The following is a 17,753-nucleotide window of genomic DNA, read 5'->3' as shown; positions in this document are numbered from 1 at the left end:
TGGCCGCATGCCCACCGCCGTGCTCCCGCCCACCGTGGCCGCCCATCTGCCCACCGGTCTGTTGATCGACGGCCGGTGGCGTGCGGCTGCCGGCCGGGGCACCTTCACGGTCGAGGACCCGGGCACCGGCGAGGTGATCTTCGACGTGGCGGATGCCACCGCTGAGGACGCCGTGGCCGCCCTGGATGCAGCCGATCGCGCGTTCCCAGCGTGGCGGGAGGTGGCACCGCGCACCCGGTCGGATCTGCTGCGCGCAGTCTTCGACGCGATGGTCGCGCGGACCGAGGACATCGCCGCGCTGGTCACCGCGGAGGGTGGCAAACCACTGGCGGAGTCCCGTGCCGAGGTGCAGTACGCCGCGGAGTACGTGCGCTGGTACTCCGAGCAGGCGGTGCGGTGGGAAGGTCTGGCCCGACGGGCCCCGGCGGGCACGCACCACCAGATGGTGTTGCGCCGCCCGGTCGGCCCGGCGCTGGCGATCACCCCGTGGAATTTCCCGATCGCGATGATCGCCCGCAAGGTGGCACCGGCGCTCGCCGCGGGGTGCCCGATCATCGTCAAACCGGCCCGGTTGACCCCCTTGACCACCGCGTTCTTCGCGGAGCTGATCCGCGAAGAGCTGGAGGCCCGCGATCTGCCCGCCGGTGTCATTTCGGTGATCCCCACCGCTTCCTCCGGACAGGTCACTGGCCCGGTGATCGCCGATCGTCGTCTGCGCAAGCTGTCCTTCACCGGCAGCACCGAGGTCGGTCGCACCCTGCTGGGGCAGGCCGCACAGCAGATCCTGCGCACCTCCATGGAGCTCGGCGGCAACGCCCCGTTCCTGGTGTTCGCCGACGCCGATCTGGATGCCGCGGTGGAGGGCGCGGTGGCGGCCAAGATGCGCAACTCCGGGCAGACCTGTGTGGCGGCGAACCGGTTCTTGGTGCAGGAGTCGGTGGCGGCGGAGTTCGCCGACCGGTTGACCGCCGCCTTCACGGAGCTGCGGGTGGGGCACGGGGCGGAGGCGAGTGTCACCGTCGGGCCGCTGATCGAGTCCTCGGCGGTGGAGCATGTGGCGGGGCTGGTCGCGCGGGCGGCCGATGACGGGGCACGGGTCCGCACTGGCGGCGAGCCGATCGCCCGCCGCGGGCACTTCTACCCGCCGACGGTGCTGGACCGGGTCCCGGCGGACACCCCGGCTGTCACCGAGGAGATCTTCGGTCCGGTGGCACCGATCACCGCCTTCGGCACCGAGGAGGAGGGCCTCACGCTGGCCAATGGCACCGATTTCGGGCTGGTGGCCTACGCCTACACCCGTGACCTGTCCCGGGCGCTGCGGCTGACCGACGCGTTGGAGGCCGGGATGGTCGGCATCAACCGGGGCATGGTCTCGGATGCCAGCGCACCATTCGGCGGGGTCAAACACTCCGGTATCGGCCGGGAGGGCGGCGAAGCCGGGATCGAGGAGTACCTGGAGCCGGTGTACGTGGCATGGTGAGCCCATGACCAGCCCCCTGGCCCCCACCGCCGATGTCTCCGTCCGTCCCGCCATCCCCGGCGACGAGCACGCGGTCGCCGGGGTGCAGCTCGCCGCCTGGCAGGACACACTGGCCGAGACCCTGGGCGAGGGTGTGCTGGACCGGATCGACGTGGCACAGCTGGCGGCCCAGTGGGCGCAGGCGATCACCGCGCCGCCCGGTCCGGGGTTCCGCGTGTTGGTGGCGATGCACGGGCCACGGCTGGTCGGCTTCGCCTCGGTGGCCCCGGTGACCGCTCCGCCGGAGGCCGGTGACGACGTACCCGGTGGGGAGATTCTGGCGCTGGAGGTGCTGCCCGAGGCCCGTCGACTCGGTCACGGCTCGCGCCTGCTGGCCGCCGTGGTCGATCTGCTCCGCGACGAGGACCGGGCCGGCAGTGTCCAGACCTGGGTGCTCACCGGTGACGCGATCCGCGAGCAGTTCCTGGGCGCTGCCGGGCTGGACGATATGGGTGCGCAACGTCGGCTGGGCACCGAGGGCGATCCGCGCGAGCTCACCGAGCGGCTGTGGGCCGCCGCGATCTGACCAGGCGCCATCGCACGATGACGAGCTTGGCCTGTCAGTTCGCCGGGCTGCGCCCACGGTGGATGCGGGAGGCGGTGCGCAGCGTCGCCCGCGCCCGGCGCCGATCACCGGCAGCGTCATAGGCGAAGGCGAGCCGGTACCAGGCACCCCAGTCGTCCGCCGCGGCCTGTTCCGCCTCGGCCCGCGCCCCGTCGAATGCCGCCACCGCCGCCGCCCGGTCGATCCGACCACCCGGTGAGCGCGGCAGATCGTCCACCGGCAGTTCGTCACGCTCAGCCAGGGTGTCCGCCATCCGTTGCACATCGATGGCCAACAGCCACTCGCGGGCCACCAGCACCAGCACCAGCAGCGGCAGCACGGCGAACGCGATGCCCAGCCCGATGCCGACCGGCTCGCCGGTGCGGATCAGCGAGACCGCCCGCCCGACCACCAGCCACAGGTACAGCCCGAGCAACGCGGTCAGGGCGACCGCCGCGATCAGCGACGTGCGACGACGACCGTTCATCAGTCCAGGTCCATCAGCTGGTCCAGCCCCACGGTCAGACCCGGCCGGTCGCCAATGGTCCGGACCGCGTGCAGCACACCGGGCATGAAGCTCACCCGGTCGAAGGAGTCGTGCCGGATGGTCAGCTGCTCCCCCGCGTTGCCGAGCAGGATCTCCTCGTGAGCGACCAGCCCGCGCAGCCGCACGGCGTGCACCCGCACCCCGTCGACATCAGCGCCGCGCGCGCCGTCCAGCCCCGTGCTGGTCGCATCCGGGATCGGCCCGAGCCCCGCGACGGCCCGGGCCTGGGCGATGCCCTCGGCGGTGTGCCGGGCGGTGCCGGACGGCGCGTCGACCTTCTCCGGGTGGTGCAGCTCCACCACCTCGGCGGACTCGAACCAGCGGGCAGCCATCGACGCAAACCGCATCGCCAGCACCGCCCCCAGCGCGAAGTTCGGTGCCACCAGCACACCGACCTGCGGGTGCTCGGCAAGCTGGGTGCGGACGCGGGCCACAGAGTCCTCGGTCCATCCGGTGGTGCCGACCACGGCGTGGATCCCCTGGCGGATCAGCGCGGTGACATTCGCCTCGGTCTGCGAGGGCACGGTGAAGTCCACCGCGACCTGTGCACCGGTGCGGGACAGCTCGGTGGGGTCGTCGTCACGATCGAGCGCCGCCACCAGCTCCAGGTCGGGGGCACTGTCCACCGCCTCGACCACGGTCCGGCCCATTCGTCCCGCCGCGCCCAGCACGGCCACTCGCAGAGTCGTCACGATCGGCCACCCTAGTCGCGACGATCGGCCCGCCGCAGCACGGTCACCTCCGGTCGGTGACCAGCCCGGCGCCGCGGCGCAGCACGAGGTCCAGCCCGGCGTGGTCCAGTCCCAGCCGTTCCAGCTCCCGGGGTGCCAACGCGGTCAATTCGCCCAAGCCCGCCAGCACACGCTGGAGGCTCGCCCCGGAGGGCACCGTCCGCCGCACCGCGCGCCGCAGTCGTTCGGCCGCGGCCACCCGCTCTGGGTCGAGGCCCAGCGCGTCGTCCAGGAGCAGGAACAGTTCCGACGGTGGCAGCTGCGCGGCCCGGGCCATCTCCACCGTGGAGACCACGCCGCCGTGTGCCAACACCAGCCCGACCGCCGCACCGACCCGCTGACGCAGCACGTCGTCGACCGGGGTCGCCACCTCGCTCAGGGCCCGGTCGAGTGCGGCAGTGTCCCGGTCCCCGGCATCGACCCCCGCAGCACCGCCCAGCCGCAGCCCCCACACGTCGAGGTCGACGCAGCCGTCCACCAGCTGAGGCACCGGCGCACCGAGCCGTACCAACGCCTCCGGTCGCAGCCGCAGCACCGTCACCCGCGATCCGGGCTCCTCGCGCACCGCCCACGGTCGCGTGCTCGGCCCGCACAGGACGCTGCCCATCCGCGCGCGGGCCCCGGTCAGCAGGTCGACCCGCTCCGCGCTGCCCGACCGCAGGACCAACGTCGGCAGGCACTGCGGCAGCACCAGATGCACACCCGGCAGACCGACGGTCAGCTCGGTGAGGTCGTGCACCAGATCACCGCGGACCAGGACGCGACGCCGGGCGCGAACGGGGCTGTGGCTCATTGCCCCATTCTGACCGCTGCCCCGGGGACGCATCAGGTCCCGAAGGCCCGGTTCAGTCCCCGAAGGGTCCGACCCGCACTACCGAGCGCGGGCGGGACGCCAGCTCCGCGGCCAGCTCGCGGACCTGCTCGGCGGTGACCGACCGAAGCCGGTCGAGCGCTTCTCCCGTGGACAGCAGCTCACCGTGCACCAGCTCGGACTTGCCCAGCCGACTCATCCGCGACCCGGAGTCCTCCAGGTTGAGCACGAGGCCGCCGGACAGCTGCCCGATGGACCGCTGAAGCTCGGCCTGGGTGATGCCACCGTCGGCCAGCTGCTCCCACTCGGCGATCAACAGCTCGGTGACCTGGTCGACCTTGGCCGGGGTGCATCCGGCGTACAGCCCGAAGACCCCGGTGTCGGCATGCCCGGAGGCGAAGGAGTAGGTGGAGTACGCCAGGCCGCGCTTCTCGCGGATCTCCTGGAACAGCCGGGAGGACATGCCGCCACCCAGCACCGCGTTCAACACGGACAGCGTGAACCGGCGGGGGTCGGTGGCGGTGATCCCCACGCCGCCGACCAGGACATTCGCCTGCTCGGTGCTGCGGGTGACAGTGATCCGGGTTCCCCCGGTCGGAATGACGGCCTGGGCAGCGGCCCGGCGACCGGCGGGGGCGAATCCGGCGGGCAGCTCCCAGCCGCCGTCGGTCAGGGCCCGCACCACCTGGTCGGCCAGCGCGTCGTGGTCCACCCCACCCGCGGCGGTGACCACCAGGGTGTCAGGGCGGTAGTGCTGGCGGTAGTGCTCCCACACCGCCTCGCGGGGCACCGCACGGATCGTGTCCGGCGTGCCACCGATCGGGCGGCCCAGCTCGTGGTCGCCCAGGACGACCTGAGCGAAGCGCTCGTGCGCCACGTCGCTGGGGTCGTCGTCGTTCATCGCGAGCTCTTCGAGGATGACCCCGCGCTCGGTCTCCAGCTCATCGGCGTCCAGCCGGGCGGAGGTGACCATGTCGGCGATCACGTCGGTCGCCATGGTCAGGTCCTCGTCGAGCACCCGCGCGTAGTAGCAGGTGTGCTCCTTGCCGGTGGCCGCATTGGCCTCACCGCCGACCTCGTCGAAGGCCTCAGCGATGTCCATCGCGGTCCGGCGTGCGGTGCCCTTGAACAGCAGGTGCTCCAGGAAGTGCGTCGAGCCGTGGTGCCCGTCGCTCTCGTCCCGGGAGCCGACACCGACCCAGGCACCCACGCTCACCGAGCGCATGCCGGGCACACGCTCGGTGAGCAGGCGGACCCCGCCGGGCAGGACAGAACGACGGATGTCGTCACCGTCCTGCCCGGCCGAGGTCAGCTCGGCCCCGGGCTCACCCGAGGGCACGAGCGGGAGAAGCAGCGACACCTCAGGCGTCGGCCTTCTCGTCGTTCTCTGCGGCCTCGTCGACCACGGCGTGCAGCGACAGCTTGCCGCGCGGGTCGATCTCGCCGATCTCGACCTGGACCTTCTGGCCGATCTTCAGCACGTCCTCGACGTTCTCCACCCGCTTGCCGCCGACCAACCGGCGGATCTGCGAGATGTGCAGGAGGCCGTCCTTGCCCGGGGACAGCGAGACGAAGGCACCGAAGGTCGTGGTCTTGACCACGGTCCCAACGAAGCGCTCACCGATCTCGGGCATGTGCGGGTTGGCGATCGCGTTGACCGCCGCCCGCGCGGCCTCCGCCGACGGACCGTCGGTGGCGCCGATGTAGACCGTGCCGTCGTCCTCGATGGAGATGTCGGCGCCGGTCTCCTCCTGGATCTGGTTGATCATCTTGCCCTTGGGGCCGATGACCTCGCCGATCTTGTCGACCGGCACCTTCACGGAGATGACGCGCGGGGCGTTCGGGGACATCTCGTCCGGGACGTCGATGGCCTCGTTCAGCACGTCGAGGATCGCCAGGCGAGCCTCCTTGGCCTGGGTCAGCGCGTCGGCCAGCACGGAGGCGGGAATGCCGTCGAGCTTGGTGTCGAGCTGAATGGCGGTGACGAACTCGCGGGTACCGGCGACCTTGAAGTCCATGTCACCGAAGGCGTCCTCGGCACCGAGGATGTCGGTCAGCGCCGCGTAGCGGGTCTCACCATCCACGGTGTCGGAGACCAGGCCCATGGCGATGCCGGCGACCGGGGCACGCAGCGGCACACCGGCGTTCAGCAGCGACAGGGTGCTGGCGCAGACCGAGCCCATCGAGGTCGAACCGTTGGAGCCCAGCGCCTCGGAGACCTGACGGATCGCGTAAGGGAACTCCTCGCGGCTGGGCAGCACGGGCATGAGCGCCCGCTCCGCCAGCGCGCCGTGACCGATCTCGCGGCGCTTCGGCGAGCCCACCCGGCCGGTCTCACCGGTGGAGTAGGGCGGGAAGTTGTAGTTGTGCATGTACCGCTTGCGGGTCTCCGGCGACAGCGTGTCCAGCTGCTGCTCCATCCGGAGCATGTTCAGCGTGGTGACACCCATGATCTGGGTCTCGCCGCGCTCGAACAGCGCCGAACCGTGCACGCGGGGCAGGACCTCGACCTCGGCGGACAGGGTGCGGATGTCCCGCAGGCCACGCCCGTCGATCCGGAAGCCGTCGGTCAGGATGCGCTGGCGGATGACCTTCTTGGTCACCGCACGCACCGCGGCGGACAGCTCCTTCTCGCGGCCCTCGAACTCGGCGGCCAGCTCCTCCAGGACCTCGGCCTTCACCTCGTCCTGACGGTTCTCGCGGGTCTGCTTGTCCGCGATGGACATCGCCTCGTGCAGCTTGGCCTCAGCGGCCTTCTCCACCGCGGCGTACGCGTCGGGCTGGTAGTCCGGGAAGGTCGGGAACTCCCGCACCTCCTTGGCGGCCTGCGCGGCGAGCTGCTGCTGCGCCTCGACCAGAACCCGAATGAAGGGCTTAGAGGCCTCGAGACCCTGGGCCACGATCTCCTCGGTCGGCGCGACGCCGCCCTCGTTCTTGATCAGGTTCCAGGACTTCTCCGGCGCCTCGGCCTCGATCATCGCGATGGCGACGTCGTCACCGACGACCCGACCGGCCACGACGATCTCGAAGGTGGCACGCTCCCGCTCGGTGTACCGGGGGAAGGCCACCCACTGGCCGTCGATCAGGGCGATCCGCACCGCACCGACCGGGCCGGAGAACGGCAGGCCGGAGATCTGGGTGGACACCGACGCGGCGTTGATCGCCAGCACGTCATAGGCGTCGTCCGGGTGAATCGCCAGCACGGTGATGACGACCTGGACCTCGTTGCGCAGGCCCTTGACGAACAACGGGCGCAGCGGACGGTCGATCAGCCGGCAGGCCAGGATCGCCTCGGTCGAGGGGCGACCCTCACGACGGAAGAACGAGCCGGGGATCTTCCCAGCGGCGTACTGCCGCTCCTCGACGTCCACCGTCAGCGGGAAGAAGTCGAACTGGTCCTTGGGGTGCTTGCCCGCCGTGGTGGCGGACAGCAGCGCGGTCTCGCCGTCGAGGTAGGCCATCGCCGAACCGGCGGCCTGCTTGGCCAGACGGCCGGTCTCGAAGCGGACGGTGCGCTTGCCGAACGTGCCGTTGTCGATCACGGCCTCGGCGAACTGGATCTCGGGACCCTCCACGGGTGCCCTCCTTCGGGTTCGTGAGCCCCCGGGCCGCGGCGGTCTTCGATCGAGGTCCACGGAACCGTGTTCCGTGACCCACTACCGAGGACCGGACGAGGCCGGACAGGGTGCTCGGGGTATTTCGTGTGATGCGCCGGGGGTATCCGACCCCTGACGCAGGACCAGCCCGGACCCCAGTCAGGGTCCGGGCTGGTCAGGCGATCATCGCCGCAGGCCGAGGCGCTCGATCAGCGCGCGGTAGCGGGTGATGTCGGTCTTCTGCAGGTACGCCTGGAGCCGACGACGCTGGCCGACCAGCAGCAGCAGGCCGCGCCGGCTGTGGTGGTCGTGCTTGTGCTCCTTGAGGTGCTCGTTCAGGTCGTTGATGCGCCGGGTCAGCAGCGCGATCTGGACCTCCGGGGAGCCGGTGTCGCCCTCGTGGGTGGCGTACTCGGCGATGATGGACTTCTTGGTGTCGATGTCGAGGGGCACGACTCTCCTTGAATGTCGTTGCGCGGTGCTCCGGGGCAGGTCCACCCGGGCGCTCTCTGGTCCGCGGCCGTTCTGACGGCGAGGCAACCCTATCAGTTAGGCATCGAGGACTTCGCGGACACCGGCCACGTCGATGTGCATCTGCGAGATCAGCGCGTCGATGTCGGTGAACCGCAGGGTCGGCCGCATTCGTGCCACGAACTCCAACACCACCTGCGCGCCGTACAGGTCCAGATCGGTGCGGTCCAGCACATAGGCCTCCACCCGGCGCTGCGCCCCGTCGAAGGTCGGATTGGTGCCCACCGAGATCGCCGCGGGCAGCGGTGCGCACTCCGGCACCGGCACCCGCTCACCACCCTGCGGGCGCACCACCCGCAACCACCCCGCGTACACCCCGTCCGCCGGGACCATGCCCTCGGACTCCGGCTCCAAGTTCGCGGTCGGGAAACCGAGCTCCCGGCCGCGAGCGTCGCCGTGCACGACCAGCCCCCGGATGCGGTGCGGGTGACCGAGCACGGTGCTCGCCGCGCGCACGTCACCAGCCGCCAACAGCTCCCGCACCCAGGTGGAGGACCAGCGCCGGTCCCCCTCCTCCGCGGCGGTGACATCGGGCGCACCGGTGACGTCGTCGATCACCTGCACCGTGAAGCCGTACCGAGTGCCCAGCTCCCGCATGGTCGACAGGTCACCGGTGTTGTCCCGCCCGAAGCGCACGTCGCGCCCCACGACCACCGAGCGGGCGTGCAGTCCGTCGACCAGATAGGTCCGCACGAACTCCTCCGGCGACTGGCGGGCGAAGTCCAGGGTGTACTCGACCAGCAGCACCGCGTCCAGCCCGGTGCCGGCCAGGAGCTCCAGCCGGTCAGCGTCACCGGTGAGCAGCGGCGGGGCGGCTTCCGGACGGTGCACCTGTTGCGGATGCGGGCTGAACGTGATCGCCACCGTCGCCAGTCCCCGGTCCCGGGCATCGGCGACCATCCGGGACAGCACGCTGGCGTGGCCACGGTGCACACCGTCGAAGTTCCCGATGGTCACCACCGACGGTCCGAAGCCCTCCGGCACCTGTCTGACCTCAGTCCAGCACTGCACGAATGCGTCCCGTCCCCTCAATCTGTTCCTCTTCCACCGTCGAGTCGGCGTAAGCCTGCCACGATGCACAGGTCACCCCTACCATCTGCGCCATGACGTGGCAGACATACGGTGAGCGCACCGTTTATGACAGTCCCTGGGTCAAGGTCGACCTGGTCGATGTCGACATTCCCGGGCACGGCCGGGTCGACCACCACGCCCTGCGATTCCCTCGTCCTGCGGTCGGGGTGATCGTGCACGACCCCTATCGCGGTCTCCTGATGATCCACCGCCACCGGTTCTTGACCGGCACCCGCGGTTGGGAAGTGCCCGCCGGCGGGGTGGATGAGGGTGAGACCCCCGAGCAGGCGGCGGCCCGCGAGACCCTGGAGGAGACCGGGTGGCGACCGGGCCCGCTGCGGCACCTGCTCAGCTACCACCCGTCCAACGGGATCTCGGATCAGGAGTTCCAGATCTGGCAGACCGATTCCGCAGAGCTGGTCGGCGACCCCGATCCCGCCGAGGCCGACCGGGTGGACTGGCTGCCGGTGGCGCGACTACGGGAGATGGTCACTGGCGGGCTGATCACCGACGGCATGTCACTGACCGCCGTGATGCGGTTCCTGGTCACCCGCGGACGCTGAGGTCAACACCGCCGACCGCTGCGGTCACGACCCGCTGAAGACCAGCACCGGCCAAGCCTGCGGACCACGGTCCTCGATCAGCGCCACCAGCACGCCATCGGGTCCGAGTGCAGCGACCGTCCGCTCGGACCCGTCCACCCCGCTGGGCGCGATGCGTTGACCGTGCCCGAGCGCCCGCGCCTCCTCGGCGGTCAGGTCCCGCACCGGAAAGGTCGCGCGGGCGGCGTCGGCCAGCGGCAGCGTGTCCAGCGGAATGTCCACCGGCCAGGCCTCCAGTTCGGCCATCGACCGGGCTTCGGACAGCGGGTAGCCGCCCACTCGGCTGCGCCGGAGCATGGTGAGGTGCCCGCCCACGCCGAGCCGCTCCCCCAGGTCCCGGGCCAGCGCGCGGATGTAGGTCCCCGAGGAGCAGACCACCCGCACCGACAGATCCCAGGCCATCAGCCCGGAACCATCCGCATCCGGCACGACCTGCTGGTCATTCACCTCGAAGGCATGCACGGTCACCGGGCGCGCCGCCAGCTGGACGTCCTCCCCGGCCCGAACCCGGGCGTAGGCGCGCTGCCCGTCCACCTTGATCGCGCTCACCGACGACGGCACCTGCTGGATGTCGCCGGTCAGCTCGGCCACTGCGTCCGCGAGCCGGACCTGCAGCTCGGGCCAGGGGTGCACCCCCACATCCGTCCTGCCGGTGACCTCACCCTCGGCGTCGTCTGTGCTGGTCGACACCCCGAGCCGGATGGTGGCCAGATACTCCTTTTCCGCGCCCACCACGTAGGTCAGCAACCGGGTGGCCCGACCGATCCCCAGCACCAGCACGCCGGTGGCCATCGGGTCCAGTGTCCCGGCGTGCCCGACCTTGCGGGTGCCCGCCAGCCATCGGGCCTTGGCCACCACATCGTGGCTGGTCCACCCGGCGGGCTTGTCGATCACCAACAAGCCGTCGGCTGCGGTCGGTCGGCGGGGACGACTCGCGCGCTGCTCCCGCTGCTCAGCGGTCATCGTCGGCAGTGCCGTCAGCGTCGTCCTCGTCGTCGGCGGGCTTCTTGTACGGGTCGGCGTCCCCGGCGTACTGGGCGGCTGAGGCCAGCTCGGAGACCTCACGGTCGCGGCGGGCGGCCTCCAACAGCGCGGCGTCCAGGTGTGCGGCAGTCTCCGGCACGGCGTCCAGGACGAACTCCAACGTCGGGGTCAGCCGGACGCCCAGCTGCTTGCCGACCTCGGAACGGATCATGCCGGTGGCGCTACGCAGAGCGGCGGCGGTGCCCTCACGTGCCTCGTCGTCACCGAAGACGGTGTAGAAGACGCTGGCGTGCTGCAGATCGCCCGTCACCCGCACATCGGTGACGGTGACGAACCCGAGCCGCGGGTCCTTGATCCGGGTGTCGAGCATCTGCGCGACGACCTGCTGGATCCGGTCGGCGACCTTGCGGGCCCGGGGGTGATCCACCATGACTGCTCTCTCTTTCGGCATGTTGTTGCTGATCGGAGGATCATCCCCCGAACGGCGGTGGGCCCGCACCTCACGCCGTGATGGCGCGGGTGCGGGCCCACCGTGAGGTCCAGATCAGACGCGCGGCTTCTCGCGCATCTCCCAGGTCTCGATGACGTCACCCTCGCGGATGTCGTTGTACGACCCGAGGCCGATACCGCACTCGTAGCCCTCACGGACCTCGGTGGCGTCGTCCTTGAACCGCTTGAGCGACTCGATGGTCAGGTTGTCCCCGATCACGTTGCCGTCGCGCAGCACACGGGCCTTGCTGTTGCGGCGGATCTCGCCGGAGCGGACCAGCGAACCGGCGATGTTGCCAGCCTTGGAGGAGCGGAAGACCTCGCGCACCTCGGCGGTGCCGAGCTGCACCTCCTCGTACTCCGGCTTGAGCATGCCCTTGAGGGCCGCCTCGACATCGTCGATGGCCGCGTAGATGACCGAGTAGAACTTGACCTCGACACCCTCGCGGTCGGCCAGCTCCTCGACCCGCTCACCGAACTTGACGTTGAAGCCGATGATCACGGCGTTGTCCACCGTGGCCAGGTTCACGTCGTTCTGGGTGATCGCGCCCACGCCGCGGTGGATCACACGCAGGTCGACCTCGTCGCCCACGTCGATCTTGAGCAGCGCGTCCTCCAGGGCCTCGACGGCACCGGAGACGTCACCCTTGATGACCAGGTTGAGAGTCTCGACCTTGCCCAGCTCGAGTGCCTTGGTGAAGTCCTCGAGGCTGATCCGCTTGCGGCGCTTGGCCAGCAGGGCGGCACGCTCGGCGGCCTCACGCTTCTCGGCGATCTGACGGGCGGTCCGCTCATCCGGCGCTACCAGGAAGGTGTCACCGGCGCTCGGCACCGAGGCCAGACCCAGCACCTGCACCGGACGGGCCGGACCCGCCTCGGTGACCGTGTTGCCGTGCTCGTCGAACATGGCGCGCACCCGGCCGTGAGCGGTGCCGGCGACGATCGCGTCACCGACGTGCAGGGTTCCGGACTGGACCAGGACGGTGGCCACGGAACCGCGGCCCTTGTCCAGGTTGGCCTCGATGGCCACACCACGGGCGTCCTTATTCGGGTTCGCCCGCATGTCCAGCGCCGCGTCGGCGGTCAGCAGGACCGCCTCCAGCAGGCTGTCGATGCCCATCCGCTGCTTGGCCGACACGTCGACGAACATGGTGTCGCCGCCGTACTCCTCGGCCACCAGGTTGTACTCGGTCAACTGCTGGCGGATCTTCGCCGGGTTGGCGTCCTCCTTGTCGACCTTGTTCACCGCGACCACAATCGGCACACCGGCCGCCTGGGCGTGGTTCAGGGCCTCGACGGTCTGCGGCATCACGCCGTCATCCGCCGCGACCACCAGGATCGCAATGTCCGTCACCTGGGCACCACGGGCACGCATGGCGGTGAACGCCTCGTGACCCGGGGTGTCGATGAAGGTGATCGGACGCTCGACGCCCTCGTGCTCGGCCCGGACCTGGTAGGCACCGATGTGCTGGGTGATGCCACCCGCCTCGCCGGCGACCACGTCGGTGGAGCGGATCGCGTCCAGCAGCTTGGTCTTTCCGTGGTCGACGTGACCCATGACGGTGACCACCGGCGGACGCGGCAGCAGCTGCGAGTCGTCCTCCTCGGCCAGCTCGGCCTCCAGGTCGATGTCGAAGGCCCCGAGCAGCTCGCGGTCCTCCTCCTCCGCGGAGACCATCTCGACCACGTAGCCGAGCTCAGCAGCCAACGTGCCGAAGGTGTCCTCGTCCAGGGACTGCGTGGCCGTGGCCATCTCGCCCAGGTGGAACAGCACGGTGACCAGCGAGGCCGGGTTCGCGTCGATCTTGTCCGCGAAGTCGTTCAGCGACGCGCCGTGACGCAGGCGGATGACCGTGGAGCCATTGCCCCGGGGCACCTGCACGCCGCCGAGCGACGGCGCCTGCATCTGCTCGAATTCCTGACGCTTCGCGCGCTTCGACTTCCGTCCCCGGACCGGGCGACCACCAGCGCGCCCGAAGGCACCCTGCGTGCTGCCACGACCACCGGCACCGCGGGGGCCACCACCGGGACGACCGGCGAAGCCACCGCCACCGCCGCCGCCACCGGGACGACCACCGCCGCCGCCGTAGCCACCGCCGCCACCGGGACGGCCACCGCCACCGGGACGGGCCGGACGCTCACCCGGACGCCCCACACCACTGGTGGAGCGACCCGGCATCATGCCCGGGTTCGGACGCGGGCCACCGCCGGGACGCGGAGCCGCGGGACGGGGACCACCAGGACGGGGGCCGCCGGGACGCGGGCCGCCCGGACGCTCGCCGCCACCGGCCTGCGCGGCCGGGGCCTCGGCATTGCGCCGCTCCCCCGGACGAGGCATGCCTTGGGAGGAGGCGAAGGGGTTGTTGCCCGGACGCGGACCACCCGAGCGAGAGCCGCCACGGCCCTCGCCGGAGCGCGGCATGCCCTGGGAGGAGGCGAACGGGTTGTTGCCCGGACGCGGACCGCTGGGGCGCGGTGCACCCGGACGGGGCGCCTCGGCAGCCGGAGCGGCGGCCGGGGTCGGAGCCTGCGCTGCCGGGGCCGGCTTCGGGCCCGGTGCGGGCTTGCTCGCAGCAGCCGGGGCGTCCGCGGGCTTCTCAGCCGTAGCGGGCTCAGCGGCCGGAGCCTGCGCCTCGGGGGCGGCAGCCGGCTTCGCGGCAGGCTTGGGTGCCGGCTTCGCAGCGGGCTTGGACTCGGCCTTGCTGTCGCCACCACCGGCGGCGGGGTAGGTGTCCCGCAGCTTGCGGACCACCGGCGGCTCGATCGTCGAGGACGCCGAGCGCACGAACTCACCGAGTTCGTTCAGCTTGGTCATGAGGGTCTTGCTATCGACTCCGAGCTCCTTGGCGAGCTCGTAGACGCGGACCTTGGCCACATCTCTCCTGTCTCGGTCCGCCCGGACAGGGTCGGACCGTCGTTAGTGCTGGGTACTCATCGCTGGGTACTCATCGGTGCGTGCTCATCGGGTAGCCATCGGCTTCTTCAACCCGCTTCCCATGTCGACGGTTTCCGTGCTGACCACCGGAGGTCTCCGGCGGCCGGTCCCCCTCATCCTCCGAGGTGGCCACGCACCGTACTGACGTCCACCGGTCCTGCGATCCGCAGTGCCCGGGGGAACGCACGACGGCGTTCGGCAAGCTCACAGCAATGAAGTTCGGGGTGCAGCCACGCTCCCCGACCCGGCAACGACCGCCGCTCGTCCACCGTCAGCACCCGGGGCTCTGCCTCGGTGACGACGGACGATGCGACGACCCGCAACAGGGCCGACCTCGGGCCGGTCTGACGGCATCCCACGCAGGTGCGGACAGGATTCGACCTGCTGCGCTCACGGGGGATGTCGGGCATGACCTGCCCAGCTCCAGCCAGTCTAGCGCGCGAGGTCAACGGCTGAGACCGTCGGCCCCCGCGGCGGCGTCGGTGGACTCCCCCGCGCCCGGCCCGCTGTCGGCCGCATCGGAGCGGATATCGATCCGCCACCCGGTGAGCTTGGCCGCGAGTCGGGCGTTCTGGCCCTCCTTGCCGATCGCCAGGGACAGCTGGTAGTCGGGGACGATCACGCGCGCCGCACGGGCATCGGGATCCACCACCGTGACCGACACCACCCGGGCCGGAGACAGGGCATGCGCCACCATCTCAGCCGGGTCGTCCGAGTGGTCGACGATGTCGATCTTCTCGCCCTGCAGCTCGGCCATCACCGCCCGCACCCGCGCGCCCATCGGGCCGATGCAGGCACCCTTGGCACCCAGACCCTGCACCCGGGAGCGCACGGCCATCTTGGTGCGGTGCCCGGACTCACGGGCCAGCGCGGTGATCTCCACACTGCCCTCGGCGATCTCCGGCACCTCCAGCTCGAAGAGCTTGCGGACCAGGTTCGGGTGGGTGCGCGACAGCGTGATCTGCGGACCCTTCGGACCCCGGGAGACATCCAGCACATAGGCACGAATCCGGGCACCGTGCGGATACTCCTCGCCGGGGACCTGCTCGTGCTGCGGCAGCACGGCCTCGGTGCCGCCGACATCCACCAACACCACCCGCGGGTCGCGGCCCTGCTGGATGACGCCGGAGAGCACCTCACCCTGCTTGTCCCGGAACTGCCCGAGCACTTGATCGTCCTCGGCATCGCGCAGCCGCTGCACGATCACCTGGCGTGCGGTGGCGGTGGCGATCCGACCGAAGCCGGACGGGGTGTGCTCGAACTCGTAGCCCAGCTCGGTGCGCGGCGGCGGGGTGACCGTGATGGTCTGGCCGTCCTCACCGACGGTCTCCACCGGGTCCTGGGCGACGGTGATCCGCTCACGGGCCCAGACGGTGACGTGACCGGACTTGCGGTCCAGCTCCACCCGGGCGTCCGGATAGGCGTCCGGGGTGCGGTGGTACGCGGAGAGCAACGCCTGCTCGATCGCGGACACCAGCACGTCCAGGCTGATCTCGCGCTCCCGCTCGATCAGCCGCAGTGCCTGCATGTCGATGTCCATGTCAGTCCTCCTCGTCCGGGCCGCCGCGCAGCTCCACCTCGACCACACCCGCGCGCACCGCCGACAGGGGGATGCGCACCGGGTCACCGATCTTGGGCGGGCGTCCCTTGACCCCCGCCTTCTCCGGGACGACGACCAGCGTCGCCTCCACACCCTCGCCGGGCTCCACCTCGACCAGGCGGCCACGCAGCGGCTCCCCCTCGGCGAGTTCCAGCACCACCAGGCGACCGATCGCCCGGCTGAAGTGCCGACGCGCGGTCATCGGGGCGGTGGCACCACGGGTGCCCACCTCCAGGGTGTAGCGCTCGGGCAGGCGGTGATCCACGCCGTCCAGTGCCTCGGAGATCGCCCGGGTCACGGTGGCGACCGCATCCAGGTCCACCGAGTCGTCGGCGTCCTCCGGTGCGTCGACCACGACCCGCAGCACGTGGCGCCCGCTCTCGCGCAGCAGCTCCACATCCTCCAGCCACAGTCCGGCGGCGGACACCAGGGGTTCCACGAGCGGGCGGATCTCGCTGCTCGACGCGGACATGAGTCCTCCTGAAGTCGGCTGTCATCGGACGGCGCACACCGGCGATGCGAGAGCTGACGTTGTGCGGTTGTCATGCGTGGTGCGTCATCCGGCATCGGCACGGCGGGCGAACCGTCCACATTGCTGGGGGTCAGCCTACTGACTCCGGGGCGTGATGCGGTTCATGGCAGGATCGGCCGTGATGAGCACCACGTCCGCGCCCCGTCCGCGCCACCGTCTCGCGGCGCTGGTCGCCGTCGCCGCCCTGGCCCTCAGCGGCTGTGGGCTGCGACTGGAATCCCCTGCACCGACCGAGCCGACACCGGATGCCGCCGAGTCGGTACGCCGTAATGCCGTGCAGGACGCGCTCGCCCTCGCCGACTCGGCCGCGGGACTGGCTGACGGTGCCGAACCGGCGCTGGGCACCGTGCTGACCCTGATCGAGGATGCCGCCGCCGTGCAGGTGGACCAGCTCGGCGGGGTCTACGACTCCGGACTCGAGACCCCCACGGCCTCCCCCAGCCCGAGCAGCACCCCGGCGGCCACCTCGACGGCGGAGCTCCTGGCACTGCTGGGCTCGACGGCCTCATCCGCTCGGAGCGCAGCGGTGCAGGAGTCCGACCCGCAGATGGCCCGGTTGCTCGCCGCTATCGCCGCCGCCCGGTCGCAACAGGCGGTGCAGCTGGCCAGCACACTCGGAGCGGAGGTCCCCGGCCTGGCAGCTCCGGACGAGGTAGCTGCGGAGGCAGCCGTTACCGACACCGGATCGCTCACCAGCACCCCGGGTGCCGCGGATGGCTCCGGTTCCGGTGACGGCTCCGCCACCGACGCCCCCGCCACCCTGCCCGCCGCGACACTCACCGCCCTGGTAGTGGCCGAGGACCAAGCCGGATATGGCTACGAGGTCGCCGCAGCCCGACTGAGCGAGGACGCCCGCACCACCGCGCTCGCCGATGCCCGGACGCATCGCGCGCGGGCGGAGTCCTGGGCACAGGTCGCCGGGATCGCGGGCACAGGTCAGGACCCGCGCCAGGTGGCCTACGACCTGGGCAGCACCCCCACGGAGGCCGACGCGGTGCGGACGTTCTGCGCTGGGCTGGAGCGCCAGCTCACCGATGTGTACGCCGACGCGCTGCTGGAGACGGGGGCCGACTCCGGCGACCGCGTCGAGCTGGTCGACCGGCTGCGGGAGGCCGCGCTGGACCTGCTCACGTGGGGCGGCACCGCCACCGCGCTGCCGGGGATGGACAGCGTCGTCTCCTGACCGGCGTGCAGCAAGGCTTCTCCTGACGCAGCACGGCCCGGGCAGGGATCCCCGCCCGGGCCGTGTGCTGTGTCATAG

Annotated in this window: 17 protein-coding genes; 4 read left to right on the top strand and 13 right to left on the bottom strand. The window is 71.1% G+C overall.

Annotated elements, in window-relative coordinates:
• The first annotated feature begins 7 nt into the window (after positions 1-7).
• On the top strand, positions 8-1,480 hold the full coding sequence (locus AB0N78_RS07620; RefSeq protein ID WP_363387866.1) for an NAD-dependent succinate-semialdehyde dehydrogenase: 1,473 nt from the start codon (positions 8-10) through the stop codon (positions 1,478-1,480).
• Between the two features lie 4 nt (positions 1,481-1,484).
• Complete coding sequence (locus AB0N78_RS07615; RefSeq protein WP_363387863.1) at positions 1,485-2,045, top strand: GNAT family N-acetyltransferase; 561 nt, start codon at positions 1,485-1,487, stop codon at positions 2,043-2,045.
• Positions 2,046-2,079: 34 nt separating this feature from the next.
• Here AB0N78_RS07615 and AB0N78_RS07610 read toward each other — a convergent pair whose 3' ends face one another.
• The 7 genes from AB0N78_RS07610 to AB0N78_RS07580 form a co-directional block, all read right to left on the bottom strand.
• Complete coding sequence (locus AB0N78_RS07610; RefSeq protein ID WP_363387860.1) at positions 2,080-2,550, bottom strand: hypothetical protein; 471 nt, start codon at positions 2,548-2,550, stop codon at positions 2,080-2,082.
• On the bottom strand, positions 2,550-3,305 hold the full coding sequence (dapB, locus tag AB0N78_RS07605) for a 4-hydroxy-tetrahydrodipicolinate reductase (RefSeq protein ID WP_363388255.1): 756 nt from the start codon (positions 3,303-3,305) through the stop codon (positions 2,550-2,552). The genes AB0N78_RS07610 and dapB overlap by 1 nt, the downstream gene beginning before the upstream one ends.
• A 40-nt stretch (positions 3,306-3,345) precedes the next feature.
• Complete coding sequence (locus AB0N78_RS07600) at positions 3,346-4,134, bottom strand: hypothetical protein (RefSeq protein ID WP_363387857.1); 789 nt, start codon at positions 4,132-4,134, stop codon at positions 3,346-3,348.
• Positions 4,135-4,186: 52 nt separating this feature from the next.
• Entirely contained in the window at positions 4,187-5,512 is a 1,326-nt protein-coding gene (locus tag AB0N78_RS07595; protein WP_363387854.1) for a pitrilysin family protein, read from the bottom strand.
• A 1-nt stretch (position 5,513) separates the two neighbouring features.
• On the bottom strand, positions 5,514-7,727 hold the full coding sequence (locus AB0N78_RS07590; RefSeq protein ID WP_363387852.1) for a polyribonucleotide nucleotidyltransferase: 2,214 nt from the start codon (positions 7,725-7,727) through the stop codon (positions 5,514-5,516).
• A 204-nt stretch (positions 7,728-7,931) separates the two neighbouring features.
• Entirely contained in the window at positions 7,932-8,201 is a 270-nt protein-coding gene (gene rpsO, locus AB0N78_RS07585) for a 30S ribosomal protein S15 (RefSeq protein ID WP_169165871.1), read from the bottom strand.
• Positions 8,202-8,297: 96 nt separating this feature from the next.
• Complete coding sequence (locus AB0N78_RS07580; protein WP_363387849.1) at positions 8,298-9,290, bottom strand: bifunctional riboflavin kinase/FAD synthetase; 993 nt, start codon at positions 9,288-9,290, stop codon at positions 8,298-8,300.
• 92 nt (positions 9,291-9,382) lie between these two features.
• On the opposite strand from AB0N78_RS07580, the gene AB0N78_RS07575 reads away from it, so the two are divergent.
• The gene (locus AB0N78_RS07575) at positions 9,383-9,913 is read left to right on the top strand and encodes an NUDIX hydrolase (RefSeq protein WP_363387847.1); all 531 of its coding nucleotides are present in this window, start codon (positions 9,383-9,385) and stop codon (positions 9,911-9,913) included.
• Between the two features lie 24 nt (positions 9,914-9,937).
• Here AB0N78_RS07575 and truB read toward each other — a convergent pair whose 3' ends face one another.
• The 6 genes from truB to AB0N78_RS07545 form a co-directional block, all read right to left on the bottom strand.
• Complete coding sequence (gene truB, locus AB0N78_RS07570; RefSeq protein WP_363387844.1) at positions 9,938-10,915, bottom strand: tRNA pseudouridine(55) synthase TruB; 978 nt, start codon at positions 10,913-10,915, stop codon at positions 9,938-9,940.
• Entirely contained in the window at positions 10,905-11,366 is a 462-nt protein-coding gene (gene rbfA, locus AB0N78_RS07565; protein ID WP_363387841.1) for a 30S ribosome-binding factor RbfA, read from the bottom strand. Before rbfA ends, truB begins: the two co-directional genes overlap by 11 nt.
• 114 nt (positions 11,367-11,480) lie before the next feature.
• Positions 11,481-14,300 carry a translation initiation factor IF-2 gene (gene infB, locus AB0N78_RS07560; protein ID WP_363387838.1) on the bottom strand — a complete coding sequence of 940 codons (2,820 nt, stop codon included), beginning with the start codon at positions 14,298-14,300 and terminating at the stop codon, positions 11,481-11,483.
• A 173-nt stretch (positions 14,301-14,473) separates the two neighbouring features.
• Positions 14,474-14,770, bottom strand: coding sequence for a YlxR family protein (locus tag AB0N78_RS07555; RefSeq protein WP_363387835.1), 297 nt, complete (start codon positions 14,768-14,770; stop codon positions 14,474-14,476).
• 35 nt (positions 14,771-14,805) lie between these two features.
• Positions 14,806-15,900 (bottom strand): transcription termination factor NusA, encoded by a 1,095-nt coding sequence (nusA, locus tag AB0N78_RS07550; RefSeq protein WP_363387832.1) that lies wholly within the window; start codon positions 15,898-15,900, stop codon positions 14,806-14,808.
• Position 15,901: 1 nt separating this feature from the next.
• Positions 15,902-16,432: a ribosome maturation factor RimP gene (locus AB0N78_RS07545; protein WP_363387829.1), complete on the bottom strand. Its 531-nt coding sequence runs from the start codon at positions 16,430-16,432 to the stop codon at positions 15,902-15,904.
• 181 nt (positions 16,433-16,613) lie between these two features.
• Here AB0N78_RS07545 and AB0N78_RS07540 point away from each other — a divergent pair, with 181 nt between their 5' ends.
• Positions 16,614-17,675: a DUF4439 domain-containing protein gene (locus tag AB0N78_RS07540; RefSeq protein WP_363387826.1), complete on the top strand. Its 1,062-nt coding sequence runs from the start codon at positions 16,614-16,616 to the stop codon at positions 17,673-17,675.
• Positions 17,676-17,753: the final 78 nt, after the last annotated feature.

Origin of the sequence: Cellulomonas sp. NPDC089187 (assembly GCF_040685135.1) — a bacterium.
Classification (GTDB): Bacteria; Actinomycetota; Actinomycetes; order Actinomycetales; family Cellulomonadaceae; genus Cellulomonas.
This window is presented reverse-complemented; position numbering and strand designations above follow the sequence as displayed.

Bases quoted from the DNA above. Each gene is read 5' to 3' on its own strand.
- rbfA (WP_363387841.1), bottom strand. From the start codon at position 11,366: ATGGTGGATCACCCCCGGGCCCGCAAGGTCGCCGACCGGATCCAGCAG.
- nusA (WP_363387832.1), bottom strand. From the start codon at position 15,900: ATGGACATCGACATGCAGGCACTGCGGCTGATCGAGCGGGAGCGCGAG.
- AB0N78_RS07540 (WP_363387826.1), top strand. From the start codon at position 16,614: ATGAGCACCACGTCCGCGCCCCGTCCGCGCCACCGTCTCGCGGCGCTG.
- AB0N78_RS07600 (WP_363387857.1), bottom strand. From the start codon at position 4,134: ATGAGCCACAGCCCCGTTCGCGCCCGGCGTCGCGTCCTGGTCCGCGGT.
- AB0N78_RS07575 (WP_363387847.1), top strand. From the start codon at position 9,383: ATGACGTGGCAGACATACGGTGAGCGCACCGTTTATGACAGTCCCTGG.
- AB0N78_RS07545 (WP_363387829.1), bottom strand. From the start codon at position 16,432: ATGTCCGCGTCGAGCAGCGAGATCCGCCCGCTCGTGGAACCCCTGGTG.
- AB0N78_RS07610 (WP_363387860.1), bottom strand. From the start codon at position 2,550: ATGAACGGTCGTCGTCGCACGTCGCTGATCGCGGCGGTCGCCCTGACC.
- AB0N78_RS07620 (WP_363387866.1), top strand. From the start codon at position 8: ATGCCCACCGCCGTGCTCCCGCCCACCGTGGCCGCCCATCTGCCCACC.
- AB0N78_RS07615 (WP_363387863.1), top strand. From the start codon at position 1,485: ATGACCAGCCCCCTGGCCCCCACCGCCGATGTCTCCGTCCGTCCCGCC.
- truB (WP_363387844.1), bottom strand. From the start codon at position 10,915: ATGACCGCTGAGCAGCGGGAGCAGCGCGCGAGTCGTCCCCGCCGACCG.
- AB0N78_RS07555 (WP_363387835.1), bottom strand. From the start codon at position 14,770: ATGCCCGACATCCCCCGTGAGCGCAGCAGGTCGAATCCTGTCCGCACC.